At 72.3% G+C, this 8,076-nt stretch carries 7 protein-coding genes and 1 pseudogene; 1 reads left to right on the top strand and 7 read right to left on the bottom strand.

The window, feature by feature from the left end:
* Positions 1-352 (top strand): annotated as a pseudogene (locus AC1D1T_RS00835) (zinc ribbon domain-containing protein); the annotation flags it as partial.
* 298 nt (positions 353-650) lie between these two features.
* Here AC1D1T_RS00835 and AC1D1T_RS00830 read toward each other — a convergent pair.
* Genes AC1D1T_RS00830 through AC1D1T_RS00800 form a run of 7 tightly spaced genes read right to left on the bottom strand, consistent with a single transcriptional unit; the run spans position 651 to position 8,073 of the window.
* Entirely contained in the window at positions 651-1,583 is a 933-nt protein-coding gene (locus AC1D1T_RS00830; RefSeq protein ID WP_465113896.1) for a sugar kinase, read from the bottom strand.
* Positions 1,573-3,048 carry an N-acyl-D-amino-acid deacylase family protein gene (locus tag AC1D1T_RS00825; protein ID WP_477826125.1) on the bottom strand — a complete coding sequence of 492 codons (1,476 nt, stop codon included), beginning with the start codon at positions 3,046-3,048 and terminating at the stop codon, positions 1,573-1,575. Before AC1D1T_RS00825 ends, AC1D1T_RS00830 begins: the two co-directional genes overlap by 11 nt.
* Positions 3,045-3,947: a MurR/RpiR family transcriptional regulator gene (locus AC1D1T_RS00820; protein WP_047503265.1), complete on the bottom strand. Its 903-nt coding sequence runs from the start codon at positions 3,945-3,947 to the stop codon at positions 3,045-3,047. The genes AC1D1T_RS00825 and AC1D1T_RS00820 overlap by 4 nt, the downstream gene beginning before the upstream one ends.
* A 10-nt stretch (positions 3,948-3,957) precedes the next feature.
* The gene (locus tag AC1D1T_RS00815; protein WP_477826124.1) at positions 3,958-5,256 is read right to left on the bottom strand and encodes an amino acid deaminase; all 1,299 of its coding nucleotides are present in this window, start codon (positions 5,254-5,256) and stop codon (positions 3,958-3,960) included.
* Positions 5,253-6,218, bottom strand: a complete 966-nt coding sequence (locus tag AC1D1T_RS00810; protein WP_465113893.1) for an ABC transporter ATP-binding protein — start codon at positions 6,216-6,218, stop codon at positions 5,253-5,255. Before AC1D1T_RS00810 ends, AC1D1T_RS00815 begins: the two co-directional genes overlap by 4 nt.
* On the bottom strand, positions 6,215-7,234 hold the full coding sequence (locus AC1D1T_RS00805; protein WP_477991236.1) for an ABC transporter ATP-binding protein: 1,020 nt from the start codon (positions 7,232-7,234) through the stop codon (positions 6,215-6,217). Before AC1D1T_RS00805 ends, AC1D1T_RS00810 begins: the two co-directional genes overlap by 4 nt.
* Positions 7,234-8,073 (bottom strand): ABC transporter permease, encoded by an 840-nt coding sequence (locus AC1D1T_RS00800; RefSeq protein ID WP_477826122.1) that lies wholly within the window; start codon positions 8,071-8,073, stop codon positions 7,234-7,236. The genes AC1D1T_RS00805 and AC1D1T_RS00800 overlap by 1 nt, the downstream gene beginning before the upstream one ends.
* Positions 8,074-8,076 lie beyond the last annotated feature (3 nt).

The raw sequence follows: 8,076 nt of genomic DNA, 5'->3' as shown, positions 1-8,076 counted from the left end.
GGTCCCGGTCGAGGCGGACAAGCCGGCCGATGCCGACACGCCCGCTGCGGCCGACGCCACGCCGGCACCCGCCGAGCCGGCCGCCGTCGCACCGGCCGAGGTCGCACCCGCCATCCCCGTCCCACCCGCAGCACCCGTGACATCGTTGCCATCAGGCGGCGCGCGTGCGGTGTCCGGCACCGCGAAGCCGCCGGTCGATGCCGTCGTGGCGGGCGCGACGAACCCGCGTGCCGCCTGCGGCTCGCGCGTCAACTTCGCGCTGCTGTACTGCATGCAGGCGCAATGTGCCAAGCCGCAATTCGCGCGGCATGCGCAGTGCGAAGAAATGCGCCGCGCCGGCGACGTCCAGTAGCGCAGGCAGCGCGGGCACATCGGGCCCCGGAACATCAGGACTGGAACCGCACACCCTCGGCCGTTACTCAGCGGGCGGGTCGGCGCAGGGCCGCCGACCGACTCACCCAGGGAGTTCGGAATGCGGCGGCTACAGCATCAGTTCAGGCACGTTCCTCATCAACCCGCAGCACCGGGCCGACCCGAGCCGGATCACGCAGTGCGTGCGACGACACGCAGCGTCCGGCCGCACCGCTGGCACCGGCGTTTCGCCACGCCACCGGCGCTGAACCGCCTGGGTGCCTGAACAACGGTGCTGTTCAGCCCTCGGCCGTGAACACCTCGGCCAGCGTCGGCAGCGGCGCCACCGCGCCATGCCCGCAGGTGCTGAGCGCTGCGGCGATGTTGGCCAGCCGGGCCGCGCGGTCCAGCGTGTCGCCGGCCGACAGCCGCGCCAGCAGCGCGCCGGCGAAGCAGTCGCCGGCACCGGTCGCGTCGACCGGCGTCACCGGGTGCGGCGCGATCAGGCGCGCGCCGTGCGCGTCCGACACCAGGCAGCCCGAGGCGCCGAGCTTCAGCGCGACCCGCTTCGCGCCCTGGTCATGCGACCAGCGCAGGATGTCGTCGTGCCGCAGCAGCCCGGTCAGCGCGCCGATCTCGTCGATGCTCGGGAAGAACAGGTCGCAGTGCGCCAGCGTCTCGCGCGCGATCGCGAGCGCGCGGGCCGCGGGCCACAGCGCAGGGCGGAAGTTCAGGTCGTAGCTGATGTGCGTGCCGGCACCGCGCGCGCGGGCGATGGCCTCGAACACCGCGTCGCAGGCCGATGCGCTGATCGCCTGCGAGATGCCCGAGCAGTGCAGCCAGTGCGCGCCCTGCACGACGCCGGGCGGCAGGTCGACGGGGCGCATGCGGCTTGCCGCGCTGCCGGCGCGGCGGTACGAGAAGCGGTGGCCGCCCTCGCCATGCGTCACGAAGTAGAGCCCGGTCTCGGCGCCGGCGAGGCGCTGCACGCCCTGCGTCGCGATGCCTTCGTGCCGCCACAGCGCGAGCAGCTGTTCGCCGAACAGGTCGTCGCCGAGCTGCGTCAGGTAGCCGGTGCGCGCACCCATGCGGGCGGCCGCGATCGCGCAGTTCGAGGTGTCGCCGCCGAAGCCGGCGAGGTAGCGGCCGTCGGGCTGCTGGTTGAACTCGGCCATCGCCTCGCCGATGGCCAGCACATCGAGCGATTTCTCGAGCATCTGTTCAGACGACATCCGATGGTCCCCTCGTCAACATCCGTCCGGCGCGCTGCAGCACCTGCGGCACCGGTCCGGCAGCATAGGCGCGCACGCCGTTCACGTGCACCGAGGAGATCCCGATGCTCGCGCTGATCGGCACATCGTAGGTGGCGGTGTCGGCGATGCGCGCCGGGTCGAACACCACCACGTCGGCCATCATCCCCGGGCGCAGCAGGCCGCGCCCGGCGATGCGGAAGTTGCGCGCGGTCAGGCCCGTCATCTTGTGCACCGCCTGCTCCAGCGTGAACAGCTGCCGCTCGCGCCAGTAGCGCGCCAGCACGCGCGGGAAGGCGCCCCACAGCCGCGGGTGCGGGTGGCGGTCGTGCGGCAGGCCGTCGGAGCCGATCATCGTGCGCGGGTGCGCGATCACGCGCTCGACGTCGTCCTCGTTCATCTGGAAGTAGCAGGCGCCGCCCGGCTGCAGCCGGCGGCACGCGGTCTTCTGGTCGACGCCCCAGTCGTCGGCGATCGCCGACAACAGCCGGCCGGTGTGCTCCGGGTGCGCGTCGCTCCAGGTCAGCATCACGTCGATCACACCGTCGACCAGGTCCTCGCGCAGCACGGTGGAGCCTGCCACGTAGGGGTAGACGTCCATCGCGACCGGCTGGCGCGTGCCGAGCGCATCGATCAGCGGCAGCGTCTCGCGCGTGCGGCCCCAGTTGGCGGGGCCGGCGCACTTGTGGTGCGAGATCACGAGCGGCACGCCGGCCGCGAACGCGGTGTCGCCGGCCTCGTGCAGTGCCTCGATGATCTGCGCCATCTCGCTGCGCAGGTGGGTGGCGTAGATGCCGCCATGGCGCGCGACGATGCGCGCCAGCTCCGTCACCTCATCGGCCGGCGCCGGGAAGGCCTCTTCGTAGAACAGCCCGGACGACAGCCCGTGCGCGCCGTCGGCCATCGCGGCTTCGAGCAGCGCGGCCATGCGCGCGCGCTCGTCGGCCGAGGCCGGCTTCGAGAGATCGGGCACCGCCGCGAAGCGCAGCGTCGTGTGGCCGACCAGCGCGGCGACGTTCAGCGACGGCTGCGCGGCCTGCACCGCGTCGCGGTAGGCGGCCATCGTCGGGTAGCGGAACGAGCCGGCGCCCAGCAGGTTCAGCGGCGGCTTCGCGGCCTCGGTGACGTAGGGCGCGAGCGAGATGCCGCAGTTGCCGGTGACGACGGTGGTGATGCCCTGCGACAGCTTCGGCAGGCCGTCGGGGTCGCGCAGCACGATCGCATCGTCGTGCGTGTGGGCGTCGATGAAGCCCGGCGCGATCGCGAGGCCGCTGCAGTCGACGGTCTCGACCTCGTCGGGTGCGAGACCCTCGGGCAGGCGGTCGCGCAGGCCGGCGCCGGTGCGCAGGATGCGGTCGCCGGCGATCAGCACGTCGCCGGTCCAGCCGGGCGTGCCGGAGCCGTCGATCACCAAGCCGTTCTGGAAGAGAGTGGCCGACACGCTCATGGCTTGGCCCCCACGCCGCCGCCGTCCCAGCTCTGCAGCGGGTGCGTGCGCACGTCGATGCCGTGGCGCTGCAGCGCCTCGCGCACGTAGGTCAGCCGTTGCACGGCCGGGTCGCCGCGCCGCTGCGCGACCAGCACGGTCAGGATCTCGATCACGGTCAGGTGGGTCAGGTAGGCGTCGATGCCGACGTGCATCACCGCATCGTCGGGCACGCTCAGCGCGATCAGCATGTCGGCACGCTCGGCCAGCGGCGTGCCGGGGCGGGTGATGCAGACCGCCTTCGCGCCCTGCGCACGGGCGATGTCGACCGAGTCGAGCAGCGAGGGCATGCCGCCGACGTGCGAGATCGCGATCACGACGCCGCGCTCGTCCTGCGCGGCGGCTGCCACCTGCTGCAGGTGGTAGTCGGCCCACGCGGTGGCCGACAGGCCCAGGCGGAACAGCCGCGCCTGCAGATCCTGCGCCATGAACCACGAGGTGGAACCGGCGCCGTACAGGTCGACGTGGCGGGCGACCGCGATCGCGTCGACGGCGGCGCCGAGCGCGGCCATGTCGAGCTGCGCGCGCACGCCGGCCACCGACGCGGCGGCGCTGCGCGAGATCTTCGCGACCACCTGGTCGGCGCTGTCCTCGATGTTGACGCGGCGGTGCAGCGGCGAGCCGCCGAGCGCCAGCGCATGGGCCAGCGCGAGCTTGAACTCGCGCAGGCCGGCGAAGCCGAGGTCGCGGCAGGTGCGCATCACGGTGGGCACCGAGCTGCCGGCGCGCTCGGCCAGCGATTCGAAGCTCTCCTCGAGCACGCGGTCGGGGTCGTCGAGGATCAGGTCGAGGATCGCGCGGCGTGCGGTGGGGGCGCCTTCGCGCGCCGCGGCCACGTTCTCCAGCAGGCTCTTGGTCATGGTCGGGGGATCAGAAGTGCATTGCCACCGCGTCGCTGACGCGGTAGTCGTTCTCGACGACCGGCATCCAGTGCCATTTGTCGAAGGTGGTGCAGGGATGCGAGATGCCCAGGCCGATGCGCTCGCCGACCGCGGGGGCGGCGGCCTCGTCATCCGCGGCCCAGCGCAGGTACGCGTGCTGGTCGTTCAGGCCGGTGATGGCCCAGCCGGCCGGCACCGGCGCGGCCTGCAGCGCACCGCGCGCCGCACGCGCGATCGGCACCGGCAGCGCCAGGTCGAACGAGATGTCGCGCTTGCCGACCGCGAGGATCGCGAGGCCCGGCTCCGGCCGCGACTGCACCATCGCCCAGACCTCCATCGCCGGGCGCAGCGTCTCGCCGCAACCGCAGCCCAGGCGCGCCTCGACGCTGTTCACCATGCGTTTGTAGAAGCCGTGGTCGTGCGTCACGTAGCAGCCCGAGCGCAGCAGGCCGCGCACCGGCCGCGCGAGCGAGGGCGTGAGCCGGCCGGCCACCAGGTCGAAGATGGCCGAGCCGCCGGCCGACAGCAGCACCTCGTCGGCTTCGAACCAGCCGTTTGCATCGGCGGTCTTCGCGATCGCCTCGACGCGGTCCATCAGCGCCTTCGCATACGGCACGTCGGCATCGGTCTCGCCCTTCGCGCCGAGGCCTTCGTAGCACTCGATGCCGACCAGCTTCAGCGCGGGGCTGGCATGCATGCGGCGCGCGAGCGTGGCGGCTTCGTCTTCGGTGCGCACGCCGCTGCGGCCGCCGGCCACGCCGACCTCGAGCATCGCCTCGAAGGGCAGGGCGCCGGGGTGGGCCTTGGCCCAGGCCTCGATCAGCTCGAGCTGCGCGAGCGAGTCGACCAGGAACACGATGCGCAGGTCGGCATGGCCGCGCAGCAGCGCCTGGATCGCCGCGAGGTCGGCGTCGTGCACGACCTGGTTGGCGATCAGCGTGCGGCGCGCGCCGGTGGCGACGCCGATCGCGAGCTGGTTGACGGTTGCGAAGGTCAGGCCCCAGGCGCCGGCGTCGAGCTGGCGGCGGAACAGCTGCGGCGACATCGTGGTCTTGCCGTGCGGTGCGAGCTGGATGCCCCAGTCCTGCGTGCGCTGCTGCATCCACGCGATGTTGTGCTCCAGCGCCTCGCGCTTCAGCACGGCGAGCGGCAGCGGCAGGTCGCCGGCCAGCACGTTCCAGCCGGCGGCAGCGACCTCGCTGCGCCGGCGCGGCGCGGCGGTCAGCGGGTAGCCCTTCAGGCCGGGTTGCAGCAGCGGGTCGATCAGGTCGTCGGTCATGGTGGTCATGCGGTGATCAGGTCGTCGCGAATGCAGGCCGAGAGGCGGCCGGCGCCCTTGTCCGCGAGAGGGGGGATGGCCTGCGCGCAAGCCTCGATCGCGTGCGGGCAGCGCGTGCGGAACACGCAGCCCGACGGCGGGTTCATCGGGCTCGGGATGTCGCCCTTCAGCGGGATGATCTCGGTCTTGTCCAGCGGGTCGGGCTTCGGGCTCGCGGCCAGCAGCGCCTGCGTGTACGGGTGCAGCGGCCGCGCGAACAGCTCGGCGGTGGTCGACACCTCCATCACCCGGCCCAGGTACAGCACCACGACGCGGTCGCACAGGTACTCGACCACGTCCAGGTCGTGCGAGATGAACAGCATCGTCAGCGACAGCCGCTCGCGCAGCTCGGCCAGCAGGTTGATCACCTGCGCCTGGATCGACACGTCGAGCGCCGACAGCGGCTCGTCGGCGACGATGAACTCCGGCTCCACCGCCAGCGCCCGCGCGATGCCGATGCGCTGCCGCTGGCCGCCGGAGAACTCGTGCGGGAAGCGGCTCGCATGCTCCGGCCGCAGCCCGACCAGCTCGAGCAGCTCGGCGATGCGCTCCTTGCGCCGGCCCTTCGCGAGCCCGTGCGTCGACAAGGCCTCGTCGAGGATCGCGCTGATGCGCATCTTCGGGTTCAGGCTCGCGTACGGGTCCTGGAAGATGATCTGCAGCTTGCTGCGCAGGCGGCGCATGCGTTCGGCCGACAGCGCGCCGAGGTCGTCGCCGCGGTACAGCACCTGGCCGCCGGTGCGCTCGATCAGGCGCAGCACCGTGCGGCCGATCGTGCTCTTGCCCGAGCCGGATTCGCCGACCAGGCCCAGCGTCTCGCCGGCGCGGATCGCGAACGACACGTCGTCGACGGCGCGCACCGGCTTGTCGCTGCTGCCGAAGTAGCGCCTGAGGTTCTTCACCTCGATCAGCGGGGTGGCTGCATCGCTCATGCGGCATTCCTTTCCAGCGACGGCACGCGGATGCAGCGCGCCTGTCGCGATTCACCGCTGTCCGCGAGCGGCGGCACCGCCTGCGCGCAGGCCGGGATCGCCTGGTCGCAGCGCGGCTCGAACGCGCAGCCCGGCGGCGGCGCGAGCGGGCTCGACACCTGGCCGCGGATCGCGAACAGCCGCTTCGGCCGCGGCTGCCCCGCCGCATGAGACTTGCCCGGCAGGCAGGCCAGCAGCCCCTGCGTGTACGGGTGCGCGGGCGCCGCGAACAGCGGTCGCACCGGCGCCGACTCGACGACCCGGCCGGCATACATCACGACCACGTCGTCGGCATGGTGCGCGACCACGCCGAGGTTGTGCGTGATGAACAGGATGCTCATGCCGGTCTCGGCCTGCAGCCGGCGCATCAGCACCAGGATCTGCGCCTGGATCGTCACGTCGAGCGCGGTGGTCGGCTCGTCTGCGATCAGCAGGGTCGGGTCGCAGGCCATGGCCAGCGCGATCATCACGCGCTGGCGCATGCCGCCCGACAGCTGGTGCGGGTACTCGTGCAGGCGCTGCGCGGCAGCGGGGATCTCCACCAGGTCGAGCATCCGCTTCGCATGCGCGAGCGCGGCGGCGCGGTCCAGCCGCTTGTGCAGCCGCACGCTTTCGGCGATCTGCTCGCCGACGGTGAACACCGGGTTCAGGCTCGTCATCGGCTCCTGGAAGATCATCGCCAGCTCGTTGCCGCGCAGCGCGCGCATCGGCGCATCGGGCAGCGTCAGCAGGTCGACCTCGGCACCGGCCCGCGTGACGAAGCGTGCGCTGCCCGCGACCTGCGCGCGCGCGGTCTTCGGCAGCAGCCGCATCAGCGTCAGGCTGGTGACCGACTTGCCCGAGCCCGATTCGCCGACGATCGCGGTGGTCTTGCCGGGCACGATGCCGAAACTGACGTCGGCCACCGAGCGCACCAGCCCGTCTTCCGTCGGGAAGCAGGTGCTCAGGCCGGTCACGGTGAGGCGGTTGGTGGTCATCAGAGCGTCTTCTTCAGCTTGGGATCGAGCAGGTCGCGCACGCCGTCGCCGAGGATCTGCAGCGACAGCGCCGTCAGGATGATCGCGAGGCCGGGGAACAGCACGACCCAGAATGCGCGGTCGGCGTACTGCTGGCTGCCGGCGACCATCGTGCCCCAGGTGGGAATCTCCGGCGGCACGCCGACGCCGAGGAACGACAGCCCGGCCTCGGCCAGGATCGCGTACGCGAAGATGAACGAGACCTGCACCAGGATCGGCGACAGCAGGTTGGGCAGGATGTGGCGCCACAGGATGCGCGAGGTGCGCACGCCCAGCGCCCGCACCGCCTCGACGAACAGCAGCTCGCGCACCACCAGCGTCGAGGCCCGCACCACGCGCGCGACGCGCGGCGTGTAGACCAGCACCAGCGCCAGCACCACGTTCAGCAGCGAGGCCCCGAGGATCGCGACCAGCGCGATCGCGAGCAGGATGTCGGGGAAGGACATCATCGCGTCGACCACGCGCATCAGCGGCGTGTCGAGCCGGCGGAAGAAGCCCGCCACCAGCCCGAGCAGCGTGCCGGCGAGCACCGAGCCGAGGGCCGTCAGCGCGGCGATCGCGAGCGAATAGCGCGCGCCGTGCACGATGCGCGCGTACAGGTCGCGGCCGAGCTCGTCGGTGCCGAGCAGGTGGGCGGCGCTCGGCGCCTTCAGGCGGTCCAGCACCGCGGTGTCGTTCGGGTCGAACGACGCGAACCAGGGGGCGCCGAGCGCGAGCACCGCGATCACCAGCAGCACGGCGGCCGACAGCATCACGATGCGGCGGTGCATCAGTTGTCGAAGGAGGCGAGGGACTTTCACGAC

Source organism: Rhizobacter sp. P2_H3 (assembly GCF_056403355.1).
This window is presented reverse-complemented; position numbering and strand designations above follow the sequence as displayed.